Source organism: Tenacibaculum aquaeponti, from assembly GCF_057221555.1.
In genome coordinates this window covers 206,847-230,750 of the sequence record NZ_CM170147.1, presented here as the reverse complement: position 1 = coordinate 230,750, position 23,904 = coordinate 206,847, and the positions used below count along the sequence as shown (strand labels likewise).

At 30.0% G+C, this 23,904-nt stretch carries 21 protein-coding genes, 1 pseudogene and 1 riboswitch; of the genes and pseudogenes, 11 read left to right on the top strand and 11 right to left on the bottom strand.

Annotation, left to right across the window (positions count from 1 at the left end; all coding sequences use genetic code 11):
* Positions 1–74: 74 nt before the first annotated feature.
* Positions 75–2,402, bottom strand: coding sequence for an ATP-dependent helicase (locus AC2TEO_RS01085; RefSeq protein WP_442266338.1), 2,328 nt, complete (start codon positions 2,400–2,402; stop codon positions 75–77).
* A gap of 188 nt (positions 2,403–2,590) precedes the next feature.
* Here AC2TEO_RS01085 and AC2TEO_RS01080 point away from each other — a divergent pair, with 188 nt between their 5' ends.
* Together AC2TEO_RS01080 and AC2TEO_RS01075 are read left to right on the top strand one after the other, a co-directional pair.
* The gene (locus AC2TEO_RS01080; RefSeq protein ID WP_442266337.1) at positions 2,591–3,862 is read left to right on the top strand and encodes an amidohydrolase; all 1,272 of its coding nucleotides are present in this window, start codon (positions 2,591–2,593) and stop codon (positions 3,860–3,862) included.
* An 8-nt stretch (positions 3,863–3,870) separates the two neighbouring features.
* Positions 3,871–4,383, top strand: coding sequence for a DUF7935 family protein (locus tag AC2TEO_RS01075; protein ID WP_442266336.1), 513 nt, complete (start codon positions 3,871–3,873; stop codon positions 4,381–4,383).
* A 71-nt stretch (positions 4,384–4,454) separates the two neighbouring features.
* On the opposite strand, the gene AC2TEO_RS01070 is transcribed toward AC2TEO_RS01075, so the two are convergent.
* The 3 genes from AC2TEO_RS01070 to AC2TEO_RS01060 form a co-directional block, all read right to left on the bottom strand.
* The gene (locus tag AC2TEO_RS01070) at positions 4,455–5,531 is read right to left on the bottom strand and encodes a YncE family protein (RefSeq protein WP_442266335.1); all 1,077 of its coding nucleotides are present in this window, start codon (positions 5,529–5,531) and stop codon (positions 4,455–4,457) included.
* Positions 5,532–5,533: 2 nt separating this feature from the next.
* The gene (locus AC2TEO_RS01065) at positions 5,534–7,411 is read right to left on the bottom strand and encodes a TonB-dependent receptor plug domain-containing protein (protein WP_442266334.1); all 1,878 of its coding nucleotides are present in this window, start codon (positions 7,409–7,411) and stop codon (positions 5,534–5,536) included.
* Between the two features lie 37 nt (positions 7,412–7,448).
* Positions 7,449–7,642, bottom strand: a riboswitch (cobalamin riboswitch).
* Between the two features lie 9 nt (positions 7,643–7,651).
* Positions 7,652–8,590, bottom strand: coding sequence for an ABC transporter substrate-binding protein (locus AC2TEO_RS01060; RefSeq protein WP_442266333.1), 939 nt, complete (start codon positions 8,588–8,590; stop codon positions 7,652–7,654).
* 98 nt (positions 8,591–8,688) lie between these two features.
* Between AC2TEO_RS01060 and AC2TEO_RS01055 the strand changes: the two genes are divergently transcribed.
* From AC2TEO_RS01055 to AC2TEO_RS01035, 5 genes are read left to right on the top strand one after another with little or no spacing between them, the layout of a single operon-like run.
* Positions 8,689–9,192 (top strand): bifunctional adenosylcobinamide kinase/adenosylcobinamide-phosphate guanylyltransferase, encoded by a 504-nt coding sequence (locus AC2TEO_RS01055; RefSeq protein WP_299837701.1) that lies wholly within the window; start codon positions 8,689–8,691, stop codon positions 9,190–9,192.
* Positions 9,193–9,198: 6 nt separating this feature from the next.
* Positions 9,199–10,230: a nicotinate-nucleotide--dimethylbenzimidazole phosphoribosyltransferase gene (gene cobT, locus AC2TEO_RS01050; RefSeq protein WP_442266332.1), complete on the top strand. Its 1,032-nt coding sequence runs from the start codon at positions 9,199–9,201 to the stop codon at positions 10,228–10,230.
* A 12-nt stretch (positions 10,231–10,242) separates the two neighbouring features.
* Positions 10,243–11,007 (top strand): adenosylcobinamide-GDP ribazoletransferase, encoded by a 765-nt coding sequence (locus AC2TEO_RS01045; RefSeq protein ID WP_442266331.1) that lies wholly within the window; start codon positions 10,243–10,245, stop codon positions 11,005–11,007.
* Positions 10,992–11,528, top strand: coding sequence for an alpha-ribazole phosphatase (cobC, locus tag AC2TEO_RS01040; RefSeq protein WP_442266330.1), 537 nt, complete (start codon positions 10,992–10,994; stop codon positions 11,526–11,528). Before AC2TEO_RS01045 ends, cobC begins: the two co-directional genes overlap by 16 nt.
* Positions 11,518–12,639, top strand: coding sequence for an ABC transporter substrate-binding protein (locus AC2TEO_RS01035; RefSeq protein ID WP_442266329.1), 1,122 nt, complete (start codon positions 11,518–11,520; stop codon positions 12,637–12,639). Before cobC ends, AC2TEO_RS01035 begins: the two co-directional genes overlap by 11 nt.
* Positions 12,640–12,643: 4 nt before the next feature.
* On the opposite strand, the gene AC2TEO_RS01030 is transcribed toward AC2TEO_RS01035, so the two are convergent.
* The 5 genes from AC2TEO_RS01030 to AC2TEO_RS01010 form a co-directional block, all read right to left on the bottom strand.
* The gene (locus tag AC2TEO_RS01030; protein WP_442266328.1) at positions 12,644–13,105 is read right to left on the bottom strand and encodes a DUF302 domain-containing protein; all 462 of its coding nucleotides are present in this window, start codon (positions 13,103–13,105) and stop codon (positions 12,644–12,646) included.
* A 4-nt stretch (positions 13,106–13,109) separates the two neighbouring features.
* On the bottom strand, positions 13,110–13,709 hold the full coding sequence (gene msrA / locus AC2TEO_RS01025; protein ID WP_442266327.1) for a peptide-methionine (S)-S-oxide reductase MsrA: 600 nt from the start codon (positions 13,707–13,709) through the stop codon (positions 13,110–13,112).
* 112 nt (positions 13,710–13,821) lie between these two features.
* Positions 13,822–14,454, bottom strand: coding sequence for an HmuY family protein (locus AC2TEO_RS01020; RefSeq protein ID WP_442266326.1), 633 nt, complete (start codon positions 14,452–14,454; stop codon positions 13,822–13,824).
* Between the two features lie 5 nt (positions 14,455–14,459).
* Positions 14,460–14,912, bottom strand: a complete 453-nt coding sequence (locus tag AC2TEO_RS01015; protein WP_484730873.1) for a DoxX family membrane protein — start codon at positions 14,910–14,912, stop codon at positions 14,460–14,462.
* A gap of 18 nt (positions 14,913–14,930) precedes the next feature.
* On the bottom strand, positions 14,931–16,976 hold the full coding sequence (locus tag AC2TEO_RS01010; protein ID WP_442266324.1) for a TonB-dependent receptor plug domain-containing protein: 2,046 nt from the start codon (positions 16,974–16,976) through the stop codon (positions 14,931–14,933).
* A 93-nt stretch (positions 16,977–17,069) separates the two neighbouring features.
* Between AC2TEO_RS01010 and AC2TEO_RS01005 the strand changes: the two genes are divergently transcribed.
* Positions 17,070–17,975, top strand: a complete 906-nt coding sequence (locus tag AC2TEO_RS01005; protein WP_442266323.1) for a DUF6607 family protein — start codon at positions 17,070–17,072, stop codon at positions 17,973–17,975.
* Between the two features lie 79 nt (positions 17,976–18,054).
* On the opposite strand, the gene AC2TEO_RS01000 is transcribed toward AC2TEO_RS01005, so the two are convergent.
* Positions 18,055–18,702 carry a CPBP family intramembrane glutamic endopeptidase gene (locus AC2TEO_RS01000; protein WP_442266322.1) on the bottom strand — a complete coding sequence of 216 codons (648 nt, stop codon included), beginning with the start codon at positions 18,700–18,702 and terminating at the stop codon, positions 18,055–18,057.
* Positions 18,703–18,834: 132 nt separating this feature from the next.
* Entirely contained in the window at positions 18,835–20,007 is a 1,173-nt protein-coding gene (locus AC2TEO_RS00995; RefSeq protein WP_442266321.1) for a metallophosphoesterase, read from the bottom strand.
* Positions 20,008–20,211: 204 nt separating this feature from the next.
* Between AC2TEO_RS00995 and AC2TEO_RS00990 the strand changes: the two genes are divergently transcribed.
* The 3 genes and pseudogenes from AC2TEO_RS00990 (at position 20,212) to dnaX (ending at position 23,813) form a co-directional block, all read left to right on the top strand.
* Entirely contained in the window at positions 20,212–21,036 is an 825-nt protein-coding gene (locus tag AC2TEO_RS00990) for a sensor histidine kinase (RefSeq protein WP_442266320.1), read from the top strand.
* The gene (locus AC2TEO_RS00985; RefSeq protein WP_442266319.1) at positions 21,033–21,734 is read left to right on the top strand and encodes a LytR/AlgR family response regulator transcription factor; all 702 of its coding nucleotides are present in this window, start codon (positions 21,033–21,035) and stop codon (positions 21,732–21,734) included. The genes AC2TEO_RS00990 and AC2TEO_RS00985 overlap by 4 nt, the downstream gene beginning before the upstream one ends.
* Positions 21,735–22,114: 380 nt before the next feature.
* Positions 22,115–23,813, top strand: a pseudogene (gene dnaX, locus AC2TEO_RS00980) (DNA polymerase III subunit gamma/tau).
* Positions 23,814–23,904 lie beyond the last annotated feature (91 nt).

Sequence of the window (23,904 nt, the reverse complement as noted above, 5' to 3'; positions counted from 1 at the left end):
AGGATTAATTGTCGGTTAACAATTATAGACATATTAATTATTGTTGAATGACAATTATTTTGAGATAATTTCAATTATCCTATCACTTTTAACTTTGCAAATTGTAATAATAATTTTTTCTTTCCTGCTGTAGCAAATTGAATTTCTGCTTTTTTGTTTGGGCCTTTTCCTTCTAAAGCTATAACTTCACCTTTACCAAATCTATTGTGCTCTACAATATTTCCAACAGTAACTTCTCCATCAAAAAGATTGGCTTTAGCTTCTGATAACTCTGAAACTTTTTTCATTTTTCCTTTTTTTGGAAGTAAATGATCTGATTTTTTATCTAAAAACTCTTTTCTTTTCTTTTGAATTGGTTTTTGAAAACGAATCTTTTTAGGAGCATCTCCAAACAAATCCGCATCTATAAATCGATTTGATTTTGGTTCTGGTAATTTTGGTGCTATATACTCTAAAAACTTATCGTCTATTTCTTCTAAAAAACGACTTGGTTCTCCATCTGTAAGTTTCCCCCAACGATATCTGGTTTGCGCATATGTTAAATAAGCTTGCTTTTCTGCTCTTGTTAATGCTACATAGAATAATCGTCTTTCTTCTTCTAACTCTGATCTTGTATTCATACTCATTGCCGAAGGAAATAAATTTTCTTCCATACCAACAATGTAAACATATGGAAATTCTAATCCTTTAGCCAAGTGAATAGTCATTAACGATACACGAGGAGTTTCGTCTTTTTTATCACTATCAAAATCAGTAGCTAGAGCAACATCTTCTAAAAAAATTGGTAGCGAAGCATCTTCTCCTGCTTCAATTTTATCAGTTATAAAATCTTTAATACCGTTTAATAATTCTTGAACGTTTTCAACTTTACTGATTCCTTCAGGAGTTCCGTCTTTTTGTAAATCTTTTACTAACTGTGTTTTCTTTACCACTAAATCTGCAACTTCAAAAGCATTTTTTGTTTGCGATTCAATTTGAAAACGTTGGATCATATTTGCAAAATTCTCGAGCTTTGTTTTTGTTCCTGCGTTTATTTTTAAATCTACAGAAGACATATTCAAAATTACCTCGAAAATTGACTTTTTATAATGATTTGCAGCTATTGCAAGCTTATCTACAGTTGTTTGACCAATTCCCCTAGCAGGATAATTGATCACTCTTTTTAACGCCTCCTCATCGTTAGGATTAATTAGTAAACGTAAATATGATAGTAAATCTTTAATCTCTTTTCTCTGATAGAATGAAATACCTCCATAGATTTTATATTTAATATCTTTTTTACGCAATGCGTCCTCCATAGCTCTCGACTGTGCGTTTGTTCTATATAAAATGGCAAACTCGTTATTTGTTAACTGATGATTCATTTTATTATCGAAAATCGATTGCGCTACAAACCTTCCTTCTTCACCATCAGAAATGGTACGCATTACCTTGATATATCCACCAGACTCATTGGCTGTCCAAACTTCTTTATCTAAACGTGTTTTATTTTTAGCGATTACAGAATTTGCTGCATTTACAATATTACTAGTAGAACGATAATTTTGCTCTAACTTGAATGTTTTTACATCAGGATAATCTTTCTGGAAGTTTAAAATATTCTGAATATTTGCTCCACGGAAAGCATAAATACTTTGAGAATCGTCACCTACCACACAAATATTCTGGAAACGATCTGCTAAAGCTCTAACAATTAAATACTGAGAATGGTTTGTATCTTGGTACTCATCTACCAAAATATATCTAAAACGATCTTGATATCTTGCTAAAACATCTGGAAAACGAGCTAATAATTCATTCGTTCTTAACAATAAATCGTCAAAATCCATTGCTCCAGATTTAAAACAACGATCTACATATTCTTTATAAATATCTCCAACTTTAGGTCTACTTGCCATTAAATCTGCTTCTTGCAAATCAGAATTATTAAAGTAAGCTCTAACTGTTATTAAACTATTTTTAAAAGAAGAAATTCTACTTAGAATTTGTTTTGGTTTATACCGATCTTTATCAAGATTCATTTCTTTAATAATCGTCGTAATTAAACGAACAGCATCTTGTGCATCGTAAATTGTAAAGTTTGACGGATACCCTAACTTATCTGCTTCTGCTCTTAAAATTCTTGCAAAAACAGAGTGAAAAGTTCCCATCCATAAACTCTTAGCTTGACTGTTACCTACTACCTTACCAATCCTCTCTTTCATTTCTCGAGCGGCCTTGTTTGTAAAGGTTAATGATAGAATATTAAAAGGGTCAACACCTTGTTGCATTAAGTAAGCAATCCTGTAAGTTAATACTCTTGTTTTTCCAGAACCTGCTCCAGCAATAATAATCATTGGTCCATCTTTCTGCAATACTGCAGCCCTTTGAGGTTCGTTAAGTTGTTCTAAATAAGTATTCAATGAAAATAAATAATAGGTTGAAAGTAATTCAGTGCTAAATTAAACCATTATTTCCTCTTTTTCTAGTAGTAAAACTCAATTTTATTCACAATTATTTAGATTTTTTAAGAGTATCAGTTGCAAAAACAAATTGTATATTTACCCTTCTAACAAAAACAACCTGGATACTCTTCAAACCTAAGTTTATTATGAAAAAAACACTATTAAGTTTTATTTTATTGCTTTCTTCTATTAGTATTTTATCTCAGAAATTGGATAAAGATTTCACTTCAATTGAAGATAAAGTGATTCAATGGAGAAGACATTTTCATCAAAATCCTGAACTTTCTAACAGAGAATTTAAAACTGCAAAAACTATCGCCAAACATTTAAAAAATCTTGGTATAGAAACCAAAGAAAATGTAGCTAAAACCGGTGTTATTGGAATTTTAAAAGGGAAACAACCCGGAAAAGTAGTTGCTCTACGTGCAGATATAGACGCCTTACCAGTTATAGAACGTAATAATTTACCTTTTAAGTCTACTGTTAAATCTAACTATTTAGGAAAAGATGTTGGTGTTATGCATGCTTGTGGTCATGATACACATACTGCAATTTTAATGGGAGTTGCAGAAATTTTAGCTAAAAATAAAGATCAGATTAAAGGAACAGTAAAATTTATTTTCCAACCTGCTGAAGAAGGTGCACCAGAAGGTGAAGAAGGCGGAGCCGAGCTTATGGTAAAAGAAGGAGTATTAAAAAACCCTGATGTAGATGCTATTTTTGGATTACATATTTCTTCTGGTTTTGATGTTGGAACGATTAGCTATAAATCTGGAGGAATTATGGCTGCGTCTCAAAGTTTTAAAATTAAAGTAAAAGGAAAACAATCGCATGGTTCTAGACCATGGACAGGTATTGATCCAATTATGATATCTGCTAAAATTATTGATGCTTTACAAACTATTATTAGTAGAGAAGTTAATTTAACTAATGAAGGCGCTGTAATTACTGTTGGAAAAATAGACTCTGGTGTACGAAGTAATATCATTCCTGAATCTGCAGAAATGATTGGTACAATTCGTACGTTAGATTATGGAATGCAAAAACAAATTAATGATAGAATGAAAGAAATGGTTCCTGCAATAGCAAAATCATATAGAGCAGAAGCTACTATTGAAATTGAAAAGGGATATCCTATTACTTTTAATAATATTGAACTTACAAAACAAGTTTTGCCTACATTACACAATGTAGCAGGAAAAGAAAACGTTAAGCTTATTAAAGCTATAACTGGAGCTGAAGATTTCTCTTTCTTTCAAAAAGAAGTACCTGGATTTTATTTCTTTTTAGGAGGAAAAACAATTGGAAATGAAAATCCATATCCACATCATACTCCAGATTTCATTATAGATGAAAGTGGTATGCTTTTAGGTGTAAAAACAATGACACAATTAGCTTTAGATTTTTTAAATAATTAACTGAATACATGGAAGATAAAATAATGGAAGGGTTAGCTTACGCATTACCCGCATTAGTAGCAGGAGGCGTAGCTTATTTTATGTTTAGCGCTTTTTTACAAAGAGATGAAAACGAAAAGAAATTCGAAGCATTAATCGCAAAAAAAAGAGAAAGTTTACCTATTAAATTACAAGCCTATGAACGTTTATTACTTTTTTGTGAACGAATTAACCCTGCTAAATTGTTAACTAGAGTGAATCCTATTGGCGACGATGTTAATAGTTATGTACACTTACTTTTAGCTAATATTGAACAAGAGTATGAACACAATATGGTACAACAGATTTATGTACATGAGGATACTTGGAAAGCTGTAGTCGGCTCAAAATTAGCTATCGCTAATAAAATTAGAACTACAGCAGAAAATAGTGAAACAGCAAAAGAATTGAGAGAAAATTTACTTATAGATTACTCACAAATTGAAAGTCCAACCGAAACTGCTATAGCAATTATAAAACAACAAGTAAAGAAGTTGATATAAATAAAAAGGTTACCTAAAATTAGGTAACCTTTTTTAATAGAAAAGAGGACTTCTATCTACAGAAGTATTTCTTAATTAAAATATATTTTTGAAGCTCCTAATGGTGCATCGAAAGTATTTGTTTTTTCATTAGACGATAAATCGAAAATATTGACTTTACTTATATCAGAAAAGCTAGCATCTAATGCATATAATTTTCCATTCTTAACAGACATTCCATAAAAATAACCGTCAACTGCAGTTAATAATTTACTAGTTGCTGGAGATGTTGTATTTATAGCTACTTTGTAAACATCATTAGAAATAGCATAATATAATTGCCCATTTTCTATATCCATTAAAGATGGGTGAACACCTTCTGAAAATTCAATTTCAGAAGTAACAACATTCGTTTGTAAATTAATCGTAGCAATTCCAGCCTGAGTATGCCCTATTACATTAAAATTAGAATCGTATAAAGTTCTTCCTTCAGATAAAACTACTAATTCATTATTTGATTTAAAGAACATTTCGTCTGGTCTATCTTTAACAGTAATTGTACTCACTTCATTATTTGTTAAGTTAATAACAGAAACAATATTGTTATTTGTAAAAGCTCCCTTATGTGTTACATATAACTTTCCATTTTTAAAAGCTATTCTTTCAGGACCATTACCAACAGCTATCTTTTCAATAAATTCAAAAGTATTAATATCAACAACCGCAATAAAATCATCAGTTTCATCACTTGTAGATCCCCAGTTAGTAACGTACCCCCTATTACCAACTACAACAATATATCTTGGTTTAGATAATCCTTCAGTAACCTTTCCTAATTCTTGGAATGAATATCTATTTACTATCGAAATAGTATTTTGATTATCAACTATAATATAAGCGTTATCACCTTCTAAAGTCATAGATTGTAAAAAGGTACCTAAATCTGCACCGTTTACCTTATTATAAATCTTACCTTGTTTTGTTGTATAATCATTAGAAATAAATGTAACAGAACCACTTCCTGCTCCAGAACCTTCTCCAGATATTAATATTCCTTTTTCATAATCTCCCTTAGGTTCATCGGGTACGTTATCATCGTCGCTACACGATACTAAAAATAAAACACTAGTTAAAAATAATGTTTTGAATATAAAATTGATTTTTTTCATTTTTAAAATTTATAGTTTATGTTGAAATTATAGTTAATACCTGGCATTGGTCTACCTCGAATAATAGTATAATCTTCATTTAAAATATTATTGACTTTAAAACCAATACTTAAGTTTTGTTTTTCTCTTTTTAGAATATTGAAGCTTCCTCCAATATTTGATATAAAAAATTCATTAACAACAAAGTCTTCGCTATTACTTTGAGTTGTATATGTTTTACCATTGAACAAGAACTGATAGAATACCGAAAAGCGATTATAATTCATTCTAACATTAGTATTTGCAACATGTTTCGGAACAAATGGAATTGCTGTTTTTGTCGCTTCATTAATCGCATCTACATAAGTGTAGTTTACAGAAAGATCAGTTTGAATGTTATCAAAAAATAAATGCTTATAATTAGCAGCAAATTCAATTCCTTGATTTCTTGTTTCCTCTAGATTAATTGGCGTCCAAATTCCTGGTCGATTCGGATCACCATTTGGCGTCCAAATAATTTTATCTTTTGAATTGATATTGAAATATGCTACATCAACAAATAATTGATTAGATTTAAAACCTATTCCAAATTCTCCTTGTAATGAGTTTTCTGGAATTAAATTTAAATTACCTTGACCTGGCCAAAATAAATCGTTGTATGTAGGAACTCTATAATTTCTCGATGTATTAGCTCTAAAAAAGAAACCTTTGTAAGGAGTTAATTTAAATCCAAAAGCATAACTTAAAGGCACATCAAAATCTGAATTATAGTCCTTTCTTAATTTTATGTCATAAGAAAAAAAACGCTTTATTTTATGGTTAAAAATCAAAGATTGTGAAAACTCTCGTCTATTCCTCTCTTTAATTTGATCTGTTCTTCCGTATACACTTTCAAATCGTGTATTCGACGTTACAGTAGCATTAAACTTTTTAAAAGTATAATCAGCAGTAATATCTGTATATAAACGATTAGAACTTCCGAAGTTAAAAACATCAGAATCTTTGTCATCAAAATATTTATACTTCTGAAATAGATAACCAACTCGAGTATTTAATCTGAAATTATTACGCTTAAACTCAAGAGACAGTAAATTCCTTTGGTTTATATCTTGAAATTTATCATCTGCAGAAGTTGGATTAGGTAATTCACCTGAAAGTAATCTATCACCAAAATAATATGTTGTGAAAAACTGTAAAACTAATTCATCTGAAACTCTATACGCATTAGAAAAATTGACTGCATAGTTCTTATAATTCCCATTAAAATTTCTGAATTCTGAGTTTAAAAATGGATAGTCATTATCTGACCTGTTGTAAGAAATTCCGAAATTAGCTGTGTACTTTTTAGAACTATATTTCAATTTATACAAACTATTAATAGTACTAAAACTTCCAACAGCACTTACAATCTGATTTGTAAACTCTTTATTTTCTCTGAATTTTAATACATCATTTAAATGAACAGTTCCTCCAATTGCTCCAGAACCGTATTCTATACTTCCCCCTCCACTTCTTACGTTTAATTCGTCATACAATCCTACCGTTAAAGAATTGAATCCTGTTTGTCCGTTGTTAATAGAATTGATGTTAATTCCATTCCACATCACAGCAGTATTTGAAGCACTAGTTCCTCTAAAACTTGCAGAACTCGTTCCTCCAACTCCATGCTCTCGTAAATAAATTGCTGTATTAAAACGTAGTAAAGAAGTAAATGATTCTAAATTATTTGTAATAATTGAATCATTCAAATTAACAACCTTTAACGATTTAGAATTCATTAAAAGTCTCTTATTCGCCTGAACTACAACTTCGTTCAAACGATTATGTATCGTGTCTTTTTGTGCATTAACTTTTAAAAAGATGCTACAAAAACAAATAACCCAAAATAAAAATTGCTTCATTATATACCCCTGTAAAAACCTTTATCCCGAAGGTTTGTTATCAAATAAAACTTTGGCAGGTCTCCTGGCTTGCGTCTTGTAACTTACCTTCCCGCTTTCGCAGTGGTTAAAAGTAATTAGTTACAAGCTATATAGCTTACAGTTGCGGGAACAGCTTCGGTTTTACACCGAATTCCCTTTTAATTTTCTCCAATTGAAAATTGAAGAAAAACCAAAATTCACGGCAAATGTATTGTTTAATTATAAATTAGTCACTAACAAATCGTGATAATTTGCGAATTTAACGTTTAAATCTTGTGAAACTGAGTAGTATTCTGGGTGAATCATAGCAGCTAAGCACTCTATTCCGTCAACTAAAGTTCCTGCAGAAGATTGTGTAAACATGGCAAAATCTGCGATGTAAACATTCTTATTTTTTACAGCTCGTAATTCGTTCCAACCAGGCTTATTTATTAAAAACTCCATGTCTTCTAAAGTTCTTCCTATTCCATAACCACAAGGTGCAATAATTAAAACTTCTGGATCATATTTTACAATTTTATCCCAAGGAATTACAATACTATCTCCTGATGGATGTGATAATAAATCGATTCCACCAGCATAACCGATTTGATGAGGAATCCAATGTCCGCAGTTAAATAAAGGTTCGATCCATTCTAATAACATGATGCTTTTAGATTGAATTTTATGTTCACGTTGAACGTCAACTACAGCTGCAATACGATTTCGTAATTTTTGAATATAATGAATTCCCACTTCTTCTTTTCCCATAGCTTTAGCTACAGTTAAAGCATTTTCAAAAACATCTTCTAAAGAATTTGGCGTAATTGAAATTAACTCAGGAATCTTTGGTAATTTATAAGCTGATTTTGCTACAGATTCAGTATCGATCTGACAAACATCACATACATCTTGGGTAAAAATTAAATCTGGAGCAATATTTTCTAAAACTGGTTCATCTACATAATATAAAGTTCCTCCTTCAGCTTTGGTTTTCGAAAAAATCGTATTGATTTCTTCACTAGTTAGTGTTTGTCCTTCTAGTTTATATTTCACTACAACTTTTTTCTCCTCTAAAGCTACTGCAGGACATTCAAATGTTATTCCTTCTAAGTATTCTTGTAACCCCATATCATAAATCATTTGGGTTACCGCAGGCATAAACGACGATACTTTCATACGACTAATTTTAACATAGCTAAAATACATAGTTCTGTAGTATTATTTTCTTTTTCTAAAAAATCTTTCTAATCTTTGCTTTCAAATTTTCTTCAATTATGATGTATTATATCACCGGAGGAGAACGATCTGGTAAGAGTAGTTACGCACAACAACTTGCAGAATCTTTATCTGAAACTCCTTATTACTTAGCTACTTCTAGAATTTGGGACGCTGATTTTAAAAACCGAGTGAAGCGCCATATTTCTGATAGAGATGAACGTTGGACAACTATTGAAGAAGAAAAAAATATCAGTCAAGTAATTCCAGAAAATGCTACTGTAGTTATTGATTGTGTTACTTTATGGCTAACAAACTTTTTTGTAGATACAAAAAATGACATCGAAGAATGTTTACGTTTAGCTAAAGATGAAATTTTAAAGCTTTCTGAATTGAATGCAACCATAATTATTATTTCTAATGAAATTGGAATGGGATTACATGCACAAACTGAAAGCGGAAGAAAATTTACTGAATTACAAGGCTGGGTAAATCAATTTATAGCAAAACAATCAAACAAAGCCACATTTATGGTCTCTGGCTTACCATTAACTTTAAAATAAAACTAGATGATTCCACCAATCTCTACTACGTTAATTAACGATATACAGAAGAAAATAGATTTTAAAACTAAACCTATCGGTTCGTTAGGTGTTTTAGAAAAAATCGCGTTACAAATTAGTCAGATTCAAAATACGTTAACTCCAGAATTAAATAATCCTGCAGTTGTTGTTTTTGCTGGTGACCATGGAATTGTAAAAAACAAACCTGTAAGTCCGTATCCACAAGAAGTTACGCAACAAATGGTTTTAAACTTTACCCAAGGTGGAGCAGCAATTAATGTGTTTTGTAAACAAAATAATATTGACTTATACATTGTAGATGCTGGTGTAAATGGAACTTTTGAGTACAGCGAAAAACTTTTGAATCATAAAATTGCTAATGGAACTTCAGATTATTCTGAAGGAAAAGCAATGTCAGAAAATCAATGTAAAACTGCTTTAGAAGCTGGTAAAAAAGTAATTCAAAAACTACATAACCAAGGAACAAATATTGTTGGTTTTGGTGAAATGGGAATTGGAAATACTTCGGCAGCATCTTTATTAATGAGTTATTTTACTGAAACACCAATTGAAAAGTGTGTTGGAAAAGGAACTGGGTTAGATGATAATGGTGTAAATACTAAAGGTGAAATTTTAAGAACTGTATTTAATATACATAAAAACAATATTCAAAATCCGATTGATGTTTTAACTAGTTTTGGTGGATTTGAAATCGTTATGTTATGTGGTGCAATGTTAGAAGCAGCTCGTTTACAAATGACAATTTTAATTGACGGATTTATTGTTACTTCTGCCCTACTTGCAGCTCACGCTATAGATAAAAATGTTTTAGACTATTGTATTTTTTCTCATACGTCAGGTGAACAAGGTCATGAAAAAATGTTGTCTTATTTAAACGTAAAACCAATTCTTAATTTAGGAATGCGATTAGGTGAAGGCTCAGGTATAGCAGTTGCCTATCCTATAATTAAATCGGCTGTAAACTTTTTAAATGAAATGGCAACATTCGAAAGTGCTAATGTTTCTGAAGCTGAGTAAAAACATCATTTCATGAAAAAACAAATCCATTATTTTTTAACTGCTGTGTTATTCTTTACAAGAATTCCTTGTCCGAAATGGGTAGATCATTCTTCTGAAGCTTTAAATAAAAGTAGTCGTTATTTTTCATTGGTTGGAATTGTAGTTGGTAGTATTGCTGCTGCTGTGTATTACGCAAGTTCTTTTATATTTTCTACTGAAATTTCTTTGGTTTTAAGTATGATAAGTTCTATTTGGACTACAGGTGCTTTTCATGAAGATGGTTTTGCTGATACTTGTGATGGATTTGGTGGCGGATGGACTAAAGAAAAGATTCTTACCATAATGAAAGATTCTCGCTTAGGAACTTTCGGAGTTATTGGTTTACTTAGTATTTTAAGTTTAAAATTCTTGAGTTTAAAAGAACTTTCAAGTCAAGTTAATATTCCATTAGTTTTAATTTCTGGTCATGCAATCAGTCGTTTTATAGCAACTATTTTACTGTATACTCACGAATATGTTAGAGATTTTGATAGTTCTAAAGTAAAACCAACTACAAAACAAATGAGTACAATATCATTAGTTATCTCTGCTATTTTTGGTGTACTACCACTATTCTTTTTTCAAAAACCAACTGTATTTATTAGCATTTTTCCTTTGTTAGTTGCTTATTTATATATGGGGAATTTCTTTAAAAAATGGATTGGTGGTCAAACTGGCGATTGCGCTGGTGCTTTACAGCAAGTTGCTGAAGTTGTTTTTTACATTTCTTTAATTGCCATATGGAAATTATTATAGTACGACATACGACTCCAAACATAGAAAAAGGAATTTGTTACGGACAAGCAGACATTGATGTTACTGCAACTTTTTCTGAAGAATTAAAACCTATTTTAAAAGAATTAAAAACACTTGATTTTGATTATATATATGCTAGTCCGTTACAGCGTTGTAAAAAACTAGCTGAAAAAATTAGCACAAATATTACTTTCGATAATCGATTGAAAGAATTGGATTTTGGTGATTGGGAATTGAAAAAATGGAATGATATTCCATCAGAAGAAATTAATCCTTGGATGGAAAATTTCGTTGAAGTTCCCGTGACCAATGGAGAATCGTACATCGATTTAAATAATCGTGTTGTAAATTTCTTACAAGATATAGAAAAATTAAACACTAAAAATATTGTTATTGTAACCCATGCTGGAGTTATGCGTTGTATTTGGGCACACTACAATAACATTCCGCTAGATAAAACTTTTGAACTGAAATTGACTTATGGTCAAATCTTAAAAATATCAACCGATAATGACAACTAAATTATCTTACATCTATACAATTTTGAGCCTTTTTCTTTTTATTCAATGTAAACAAGAAAGAGTAAAAGAAAGTACTCAAAGTCAAAATACTTCAACAATTAAATATGCCAAAGGATTTGATATTATCGAAGAAAATGGAAATAAATATCTACTCATAAAAAAAGTTTTTCAGAACGAAATAAGCTCTTTTAAATACTTACTTTCTGAGAAAAATGACTTAAAAAACAATAAGATAAAAGTTCCAGTAAATCGTTTAGTTGTTACAAGCACTACTCATGTTCCAATGATTGAATTGTTAGATGCAGAAGATCGAATTATTGGTTTTCCAAACACTAAATATATTTCTTCAGAAAAAACAAGAAAACGTATTGAAGACGGATTGATTACTGAACTTGGCTCAGAACAAAGTATGAATACAGAAATCTTAATTGATTTGGTTCCAGATTTAATCGTTGGTTTTTCATTACACCCTAATAATAAACTGTATAACAATATTAAGAAGTTAGGGTTTCCTGTTGTTTTTAATGGTGAGTGGTTAGAAGAAACTCCTTTAGGAAGAGCTGAATGGATTAAGTTTTTCGGTGTTTTATTAGGTAAAGAAAAAGAAGCTAAAATTGTTTTCGAAACTATCGAAAAAGATTATTTAGCGGTTAAAAAAATAGCTCAAAGTGTTGATAAATCACCAAAAATAATTTCAGGAAGTTTCTTTAAAGATGTTTGGTATGCTCCAGCTGGCGAAAGTTTTATCGCCAAATTTTTCAATGACGCTAACTTGGATTATTTATGGAAAGAAACCTCTGGCACTGGTAGTTTACAATTAAGCTTTGAAAGTGTTTTAGATAAAGCTCAAGAGGCTGATTATTGGATTGGTTGTGGTATTAATGAAACTAAAACACAATTGTTAAGTACCAATAAAAACTATGATAAATTTTCTCCTGTACAACTAAATCAAACTTATACAATAGCGGCAATAAAAGGAGCAACAGGAGGAATTAAATATTTTGAGTTTGCTCCTATTCGTCCTGATTTAGTTTTAAAAGATTTAATTAAAATTACTAATCCAGAATTATTACCAGATTATGAATTATCTTTTTATAGACTAATTGAGTAAAAGTTTACTCAACTGTAGTTAATTTATTTAAGGCATTTGAAATTTTATTTAACAATTCATCTTTACCTTCAATATTATGTCTTTCTTTTAAATATTCAGGGTTATTGTATGTAATGTATACTTTTCCTGCTTCTTCATAAATCATTATTTTTTGAGGTAAATCTATTGCTAATGTTGGCGCAACATTCATTAAAGGTGTTCCTAAATTAGGATTTCCAAATATTAGTAATTTAGTTGGACGTAACGACAAATCTTTTTTACTAGCATTCTCGCTATGATCAAGTTCAAAAATCAACTTTAAATTCGGATTGTTTTCAATTTTACTTTTTACTCTTAAATATGTATTTTGAAAATCTAAAGGACTTTCTTTAACAATTAAACTAGTATTCATTTTTTCACTTTTATGATTTGATTGACATGAAAGAAAACCAACTAATACAACTAAAAAACTTACTATTTTTCTCATTTTATTAGTGTGAACCTTTCTTTAATAAACTTGGAAATCTCTTTTTAAATCTATTTAATCTTGGAATTGATACATTTTGAACATAAGGATTGTTCGGATTTAAACGTTCATAATTCTGATGATATGCTTCTGCTTCATAAAATTTTTTAATTGGCAATATTTCTGTTACAACTTTACCTTTATATACCTTGTAGTTTAATGATTTAATATATTTTTCGATGATTTGCTTTTCTTCATCATTATTGTAAAAAGCAATAGATCTGTATTGTGTTCCATAATCTGGATGTTGACCATTTACAGTTGTAGGATCATGAGAACCAAAAAACACGACAACTAAGGTTTTAAAATCTACCTTTTTAGGATCGTAATATACCGCTACGGTTTCTGCATGTCCTGTTCTTCCTGTACCAATACTTTTATAAGTAGGATTTTTAGTCTGCCCTCCAGCATAACCAGAAACTGCTTCGTCGACTCCTTCTACACTTTCAAAAATAGCTTCAACACACCAAAAACAACCACTTGCAAAGTAAGCTACTTTTTTATCGTTTTGTGCTTGTAAATTTATTCCTATTAAAAAAAGAGCGACATATATAATATTCTTCATGATTTTAAAAATTTTAGTGTTCGTCGCTTAAAAATACTAAAACATACAAAAAGCTACCCAGAAATTCGGATAGCTTTTCAAATTATAAACTAACAAAATTCAATAGAGACTCCTACTGAATGCTTTTATCACCTACATTCGGATTATATACATAATTAAATGAATAGTACCTAGCATTTTCTGCTACTGCAGGGTTATTATCTTTATAGTAATTTAAAATTTCAAGTTTTGCATAATTTCCATCAACAGTTTTTACAATGATTACTTTTCCTGCTAATGGACTAATTAAATGACTTGGTGGTCCTGCATAGCTATACCAACCATTACCACTACCAGTTGGTAATGCATAACTTCCTGAAGCATCTTGAGAAAATAAAGTATCTTCTGGTGCAGTTGTTATGTTAGCAAATGTTCCATTTTGGATAGCTAAAGCAGCACTTCCTGTTCTTTCAGGTTCGTCTGATAAACCTCCCACTTTAGTACCTCCATTTACTAAAATTGTAGTACCTCTAAAAGCGATGTCCCAAGAATCATCTGTAACAACAGCTCCAGTTTTAAAACTAAATTTAGTAAAAGTACCTGTTGTTACTGGTGGATTTTGAGTAAAATCTGTATCCTGTAATGCTGGTAAATTTGTAATCGACTTTGACTCTACTGGTAGAGTTACTAATTTCGCCTCATCATTACATGATATGCATACGATTGCTATAAATAAAATTGAAAATATTGATTTGATTTGATTCATGATTATTAATTAAATTGTAATTTTTCTGATTGATATAATATTGATGTTAACTTTTTTCTATCAACTACTAAAAGCCAAATATTAATAAGAAGTAAAACTCCAGTTTGTATAAGCTCTCCTACTTCATCAGTTTCTAAAAAAAGATGAAATAAAAAGATATTTATTACGATAGGCATTGCCATTATTGCTCCAAATAATGTAAAAACCTGGCTAATTAATAGTAAACCACAAATGATTTGCATTATTCCTAAAAATTGCCATAGATATCCCGTCTGTTTCATCCCGTTTATATACAACACTTTTTGTAGTGTTTGTTCTTGATTAGGTTGATTAAACTTTTGAGCTTTTTCAACAACTGCTAATGGTTTTGGATTAGCTTTTGAAAATTTCCCTATACCTCCATATACTAACATAGCTCCCAAAATCACACTCAAAATGAGTGTAATTATTTTTATCATTTTTGATTTGATCATATATTAAAAATTGAATTGAATACGTGTATAAAAAGTTCTACCTAGTTGTAAAACTGCATCTATGTTTTCGAAAGATGCCTTATTTTCTTGTTCTGTATTATTGAAAAGATTATCTATTCCGAACTGAACCGTAAAAATGTTTAATAATTTTAAAGAACCTCCAATATTAATTTGTGTATTTGGAGAAGCAAATTGATCAAACTCATCTATAATCCCACCACTATTATTGGTATCAAATAAAGCATATTTACTTCTATACAATATTCTTGCATTAAGTGAAAAGTTGTGGTCAAAATTTTTATAAAATAGTTTAATATTTCCAGTATGACGTGAACGATTTGCTAATCCAAAATAATTGTCCAACTGAATTATTTCTGAAGGCGAACTTGGAGATCTTCTAAAGAAAACTTCTCCTGATTTAATTTTATTTATTTCTTCTTTATCGCCTGTATCTAAAAATTGATAACCAAATGTGATATTAAAGTTTGTATTAATTTTATAACTCCCATTAAACTCTAATCCTTGAGTAAAAACTTTGGCTCTGTTTTCATAAGAAAAAACAGTAGTATTTGGTAAATCTGGAAAATTAGTATCTACAACAAAAGTGTTTATTAAATCGCTAATATCATTTCTGAAAAAATTCAGGTGCAGGCTTAAATTTTTGAATGGTTTAAAATCAAAACCAAGATTGTAGCCTATTGAACTTTCTGGAGCTAACTCTTTAGATAAATTTGATACCGATGACAAATTACCATACAGTTCATGTAAAACTTCAGTTCCTAATACAACATAGCCACCAGCTGTATTTCTGAAGTTAAAAAACAATTGTCTAAAATCAGGAACTTTATAACCTAAACCAACAGATGTTTTTGTACTTAACCAAGTGTTAAATTTATAAATTGCTGAAATTTTTGGACTAATTGCTGATTTAAATGTATTAAAATGATCATATCTAAGTCCTAAAATTAAATTTACTTTATTTTTAATTTTCGTATCGTACTGAGTGAAAACATACTGACTATTATACTGCTCTTTTCCATCAAAAAAAGTACGTTCTAAAGCATCGAAATTACCTCCTACTCCAACGATTAAATCTGAAGATTTAATTTTAAATTGCCCTTTTATTTCTGGTCTTAATAAAGTTTGATTGAAAACTGAAGTGTTCCCATCAAACTGGCTTTCTGTCTTAAAACGAGTAGTATAAAATGAAAAATCTATTTTATTTTTTTCATTAATCCAATGAGTTAACTTAGTAGATAGTCCATAATCTTTTTGTTCAGCTTTACTATCTGAATTGAAAACTTTTTGATTAAAATACCTTCCATCAGCAACAAATTTTAATTGATCAGATATATCATAAGTTAATCTTAAATTCCCATTATAATTTTGATATGGATTTACAGTATTGTTCTCAGTTTCTGGAGATACATCATAACCACTACCAGAATTCAAATTAATTCTGCTTTCTATGCCTAGCTTATCTTTTTGATGGGTGATTTCAAAACTTAAATCCAACTCTTTTTCTGCACCAAATCTACCTGCATAACTTAATTCTGAATTAGTTTGTTCTGATTTAGGTATTTCTGTTATAATGTTAATTACTCCACCTAAAGCTTCAGAACCATATAATGAAGACGAAGGACCTTTAACTATCTCTATTTGTTTAATATTGTTTACCGAGATTCTATTTAAATCTAAATTCCCCGAAGTTCTCCCAATATATGGCAACCCGTTTACCAGTATTAAGGTATATTCTGCATCCATTCCTTGAATTTGCACACCTTCTGAACTTCCAAAATCTGAAACCAAAATTATTCCTGTTTGTTCTACAATAATATCTCGTAATCGTGTAGCGCTAGTTTTTTTTATGTTTTTCTGCGTAATTAAAGTTACAGGCATTGGTAAAGATGATAATTGTCTTTTAGTAGTAGTTGCAGTAACTATTACTTCATCTAATTTATTTACAATCGTATCCTTTCTCTTCTTTTGAGAAAACATGATAGTGAACAAAAAAAACATCGCAATAACCAAAACTTTATTTAGAAACATTCTTAATAATTTTCGACAAATGTAGATTTTTATTTTTAATTAATCTAAATAAATTATAATTTTGTCTCGAAAATAAAATCAAACATTATAAAAATGAGAAATCAAATTGTAGTAATATTTACACTATGTGCTATGACATACACAAGCGCACAAGAATCTAAAAAACAAAAAGATATAAAGGCAATTAAAACAATGAAAGGTTGCTTTGAAGTAAGTTTTAACTTTGCTGAAACTTTTAATTACTCAAAAGATAGTTTATACAAGCCTTCTGCAATAAAACACGATCGTGCTTTAGAATGGGTTGAAGTTATTACTGATAAAAACAATAAAATTCAATTACAACATTTATTAATTGTTGGTCCGAAGAACAAACCACATATTGTTAAGCATTGGCGTCAAGATTGGCTTTATGAAAATCAGGATTTATATCTGTTTCATAAAGATAATCATTGGAAATATCTAAACTTAGATAAAGAAAGTGTACAAGGTCAATGGACTCAGAAGGTATATCAAGTAGATGATAGTCCACGTTATGAAGGTACTGCATCTTGGGTTCATGTTGATGGAAAAAGTTATTGGGAAAATGCTACAGATGCTCCTTTAGCAAGAAGAGAACATACAAAAAGATCTGATTACAATGTAATGTTAAGAAGAAATCGTCATGAAATTATAGAAAACGGCTGGATTCACAATCAGGATAATGATAAAATTATCAGAAAAGATGGTGAAAAAGACTTCTTATTAGCTCAAGAAAAAGGGTTTAACACATACATAAGAGTTCCTGATAATAAATGTATTGCTGCACAAAACTGGTGGAAAGAAAACAAAGGGTTGTGGAAAAAAGTTCGTAAAAAATGGGATAAAACTTTTAATCAGAATAAAGATATTACTTTACAGACTAAAATTGAAGATAAAAAATTATTTGCGCATCTATTTAAACTAAAAGCAGATGCTTCTAAAAAACAAGTAAATGAAATTATAGATAGTTTTATCAAATAATTTCGTATGCTGTTGTAGTTTGTTATGTTATTTATGAAAAGCCTTACTAAAAAGTAAGGCTTTTGTTTTTTTTTAAAATTTATCTGTACAAACCTAAGTACAATAATGTTAATGCTATTGTATCGTGAACTCCATGCATTATAACAAGTAATCCCAAATTGTTTCTATTCTTATAAAAAATAATAGAATATAATAAAGCTAAGGGGAATATTTGTATAACTCCTGTTATTCCTTGATAAATATGAGAAATACTAAAGTATAAAGACACAATTACAATTCCTAAATACCAAGCCTTCTTTGTATTTCCTAATAAAACGACTAAACCTTTTAAGTAAAAGCCTCTAAACAAGAATTCTTCTCCAAAAGCTGCGAAAATCCAAATCACAATTAAAGTAATTATGTAGTTTATAAAGTTTCCTTCTATTCCTGTTAATGACGATAAATTTGCTTTTCCTAAAAAACTTTCTATCCATGAATCAATAGGAATAAAAATTACATATATAATTAATGCATAAATAATTCCTCTCACTATTGTTCTTTTATTGATTTTCTTACCGAAACCAAATAGCGACCAATTGTATTGGCTCGACCATAATAATAAACCTGCTATTGTTAATCCGAAAAAATAACTAAAGTTTCTGTCGATATGCCCCAAAAAAGGAGCTACAATCATTACTAAAACTACGATATAAGATTTACTTAACTGTGTGTATATTTTTGTTTTCATTTGAATTATTCTTTTGAATTGATGATATTTTTATCACAAGAATTTGTGTTAGTTATTAGTTAACTGTTCATTTTTTTGCTTGTCAAAAAAACGAACCAAAAAAACGACACTTCTTCAAAGTGTTTTTTAGCTTTATAATGGGTATTGTTTTCCGTTGTGTAGAATTCTATAAAAGGTTTTATTTTCAATTAATAATCCTTCCGATTTTTTATTTGGAAACATGGAAATATAATCACTCGGATGTTTTACATCAATCGCATACACTTTTCCGTCATACATTTTATTTACTTTCCATTGTAATGTGTGTCCGACTACAATGTTTTCTGCATTGAATTTTGAAATGCCTTTAACTACTTCTTCTTGTGATAATTCATTTTTGAAATATCCTCTGTACCAACAAATCCCGGTTTTAGTTGATAACACTTTATCTTCTACAGTTTTGTTAGGTTTTGGAAAATGACGTTGATAGTAATTGGCTCTATTTATTCGATTGATATCGTCTAATGTTAAATTAGTTTCTGCTATTTCAGGATGAATTCCTCCGTGAGCAAATAAAGTTCCGTTAATAGATTCAATTGTGTTTTTACTTGACATCCATCTACCTAAAACAGATTTTTTGTTATATAAATCGTACTGCTGTTTTCCTAAAATTGAAGCCACCGCATAGTATTTTGGTTCTGCTGATTTATACTGGCCTTGCATATTCTTCAGCTCATGATTCCCGATAATAAAATGTACTGTCCCGCCTTTTTTCTTAGCTTCTTGCTCCAGTTTGAAAATAAACCAAAGTACTTGAGTAGTAGAAAATCCTCGATCTACAAAATCACCAACTAATACTAAATGACCTTTACCGAAAGTCCAATTTAAATTTGCATCGATGACTTTATTTTGAATTAAGAAATCTCGAAATGTTTTATAACCACTTTCAATATCTGAAATGGCTAAAATTTTATTCCCATCATTATATATAGATTTTGGAGTTTCAAACGCTGCTTGTAAGTCAAAAGAAAATCGAGAAGAATCCAAAGGAAAGAAACAGGTTAACGCTTCTTCGGCTTTAGTATCATATGTTTTTCTATCTACATAGAAACCATCGTTTTTATTTCCTTTTACATATTCAACACTGACTAAACTATCGTTCATATAAAAAATATACGGACCTTCTTCTTCTAAATTGTAACGTAAACTATTCTGATTATAATTTAAAGTTCCATTCATTGCGATTATAATTCCGCTTCCCACTAAAATCAATACAGTTAGTGTTACAAAAACATGTTTTACATAGCGTAAGATTCTTTTTTTCATCGGTTAAAGTTTTAAGTTTCCTCAAAAATATTTTAGCACTTCAACCTTTTAAAACTATTGGGATAAACGACTCTTAAGTTGCATTAAACTCTTCTATTTTTCTTGAAAAGTACCTTTATTACGAGTTATTATCCGTTTATTATGAGTTTACGAACGTTTGTCTTCTTTATTTGTAGAATCCTAGTCAATCTTTAATTTAGCTGTATGATACAATGGTTCAAACAAAATAAAAGAATATTTACACTTATTAGTTTTATTTCTTTAGCTATTCCTTTACTATGGATTAGTTATAAAATTATTAGTACCGATAAAGATTCTTTTGTTATTACCGTAAACTGGCCTTCAAGCGTAGTTTTTATTTTATTAGGATATTACATTCTTCTCATTTTAACTATTCTTGGAATCGCTATACATTGGTTGGTTCAGCAAATAAAAACGATTATTGATTTAAAAAATGAAAAGAAAAAAACAGAGTTGATTCATCTACAAACTCAGGTAAATCCGCACTTCTTTTTTAACATGCTGAATAATTTATACGGACTCATAGATCGTGATTCGGAAAAAGCGAAACAACTGGTTTTAAAACTTTCTGATATGATGCGTTACAGTGTTTACGAAGGTTTAAAAGACACCGTTTCTATTCAAGAAGAAATCGATTTTATTCAAAACTTTATCAGTTTACATCAAATGCGTTACAAGAAGAATATTGATATTTCTTTTCAAACAAACATTGAAAATAGTGACGTAAATATTGTACCACTTCTGTTTATTATTCTGGTAGAAAATGCTTTTAAACACGGCGTTGAAGTATTACGTGATGAAGCTTTTGTTACCATTGATTTAAAAACTACCAAATCAGAAATTAAATTTACAATTAAAAATAATTTTGATCCGACACATATAACTCAAAAAGGAATAGGATTGGAAAATTTAACACGCCGATTAGAACTTACCTATCCGAATAACCATACATTTACTACTCGTAAAGTAAATAATACTTTTGAAGCATTTTTAAGCATTACAATATGACCAATTATTTAATTATTGATGATGAATATATTGCTCACGATATTATAAAAGGATATTGTGATTTGTTATCGAATTATAATTTGGTGAAAAGTTGTTATGATGCAATTGAAGCTTTAGAATGTTTGAAAAACAACTCGGTAGATTTGATTTTTCTGGATTTAAATATGCCTAAATTAAAAGGTTTTGATTTTTTAAAAACCTTAACCAATCCGCCAAAAGTAATTGTTACTACTGCATATAAAGAATATGCACTAGAAGGTTATGAACTTAATATTGTAGATTATTTATTGAAACCTTTTAGTTTTGAACGTTTTGTAAAAGCAATACAAAAAACAGAAGTTATTTATACTCCAAAAACAGTTACAGCAACAATGCCAGAAACTACAGGTGATAAACATGTCATTATAAAATCGAACAAGAAGTATTATCAAATCTTATTAGACGATTTATTATACATAGAAGCTGTTGGGAATTATTGTAAAATTGTAACAGAGCAAGAAGAACTCACCATACGAGAGAAGATCTCTGATTTATTAACTTTATTTCCAAAAGATCATATTCTACAAGTACATAAATCTTTTTTAGTAGCAAAAAGGAAAATAAAGTATGTAGAAGGAAATCGAATTTTTATTAATGATCATATTATTCCAATTGGAAAGGTATATAAAATTAATGTAAAGGAGTTTTTGAGTTTGTAAAAAACTATTGTTTGTTTGTTTCTTTCTTTGTCTTGATACAAAGAAGCAAAAATCAAGATTTAGGATAAGAATTAAAAAATACTACGGTATTACCAGCCACAGATGAAAAGAACTCGCTTTGCTCAAACAGCTTTTCATCTAAACCCCATCTCTGATACCTTAATTTTTTGTAATTCTTATCAAAGATCAAATTTAACGGCTATCGTTCCACTATTTTTATTCACAAGATGCTATAATTTTCTATTGGTTTATATCTGTAATAATAATCAAAATGAGGTTAGTAACTTAATGCTTTGTTTTTAGAAAAAAACATTGTTAGAAACTTTGTTTGTTTGTAGTCTTAGTCTTTGCTACATTTGCTATATAATTCACAAGATCGAATGGAACATTTTATAGTATCGGCACGAAAATACAGACCTCAAAACTTTGAGGATGTTGTGGGTCAACAAGCGATTACCAATACGCTTGAAAATGCTATTAAAAATAACCATTTAGCTCAAGCTTTATTATTTACAGGTCCGCGTGGTGTTGGTAAAACATCGTGTGCGCGTATTTTAGCAAAACGTATTAATCAAGAAAGTTCAGATAGTGCAGATGAAGATTTTGCATTTAACATTTTCGAATTAGATGCGGCTTCAAATAACTCTGTAGATGATATTCGTAACCTAACCGATCAAGTTCGAATTCCACCTCAAACAGGAAAATATAAAGTTTATATTATTGATGAGGTACACATGTTGTCTCAAGCAGCTTTTAATGCTTTTTTAAAGACTTTAGAAGAACCACCTGCGCACGCTATTTTTATTTTAGCAACTACAGAGAAGCATAAAATTATTCCAACGATTTTATCACGTTGTCAGATTTTTGACTTTAAACGTATTGGTGTTTTAGATGCTAAAAATTACTTGAAAGTAATTTGTGAGCGCGAGAACATTACTGCAGATGATGATGCTTTACATATTATAGCTCAGAAAGCAGATGGAGCCATGCGTGATGCTTTATCAATCTTTGACCGTGTAGTTAGTTTTTCTGGAAATAATTTGACTCGTGAAGCTGTAACTCAGAACTTAAATGTTCTGGATTACGAAGTGTATTTTAACATGACGGATTTATTACTTGAAAATAAAATTCCTGAAGTGTTAATGGCTTATAATGAAGTATTAGCAAAAGGTTTTGAAGGACAACATTTTATTAGTGGATTGGCTTCGCACTTTAGAGATTTGTTAGTAGCCAAAGACGCTGCTACAATTCCGTTATTAGAAGTTGGAGATACTACCAAAAAGAAATATTTAGAACAAGCCAATAAGGCTGCTATGTCTTTCTTATTACCGGCTATTGATAAGGCAAATGATTGTGATTTAAAGTATAAAGCAAGTAAAAATCAACGATTGCTAGTTGAGCTGTGCTTAATGCAGATTGCCTCTATCAATTTTGATGGAGCAAAAAAAAAATAGCAACTTTATAATTCCTGCTACTTTCTTTACTTCGTTAGCTCCTACTAAAAAACAAGTGGCTGACGCAATTTCATCTGTACAACAATCTAAAGCTGTTCCTCCTCCACCAAAAACACCAGAAACAAAACCACAGGAGGAAAAAAAGCCTTCTATTAAAAATATTAAACGTAGAACTTCTGCACTTTCTTTTAAAGGATTAATGCAAAAGAAAGAAACTCAAGTTGTAGAAGTTGAAGAAGAAAACTACGATAATCACCCTAGAACTCCGTTTACGCAAGAGCAACTAGAAGAAGCTTGGAAGAAATACTATTTTAAATTACAGGAATTAGGAGAGAAAAACACAGCTTCTATCTTATTAGCAGGACAACCTAAATTGCATCAGAACTTTGAGGTTATTGTAACGCTTCCTAATACTTTAATGAAGAATCAACTTGAAAAAGGTAAACCTGCTTTATTAAAGTTTATTCGTGTACGTTTAAACAATTATGGACTTGCAATTAATATTAAAGTTAGTGAAACGGTAGAGAAGAAATTTGCTTATACTCCACAAGAAAAATACGCTAAGTTACGTGAGAAAAATCCACTTCTAGATAAGTTGAAACAGACGTTTGGATTAGATGTCTGACTTCGAGAACCTCAGTCACCGAGCTTCGACTAAACTCAGCCAGTAGGTTTCGAATTTTTAATTACAAGATCCCAAAAGTTCTAGAAGGGCC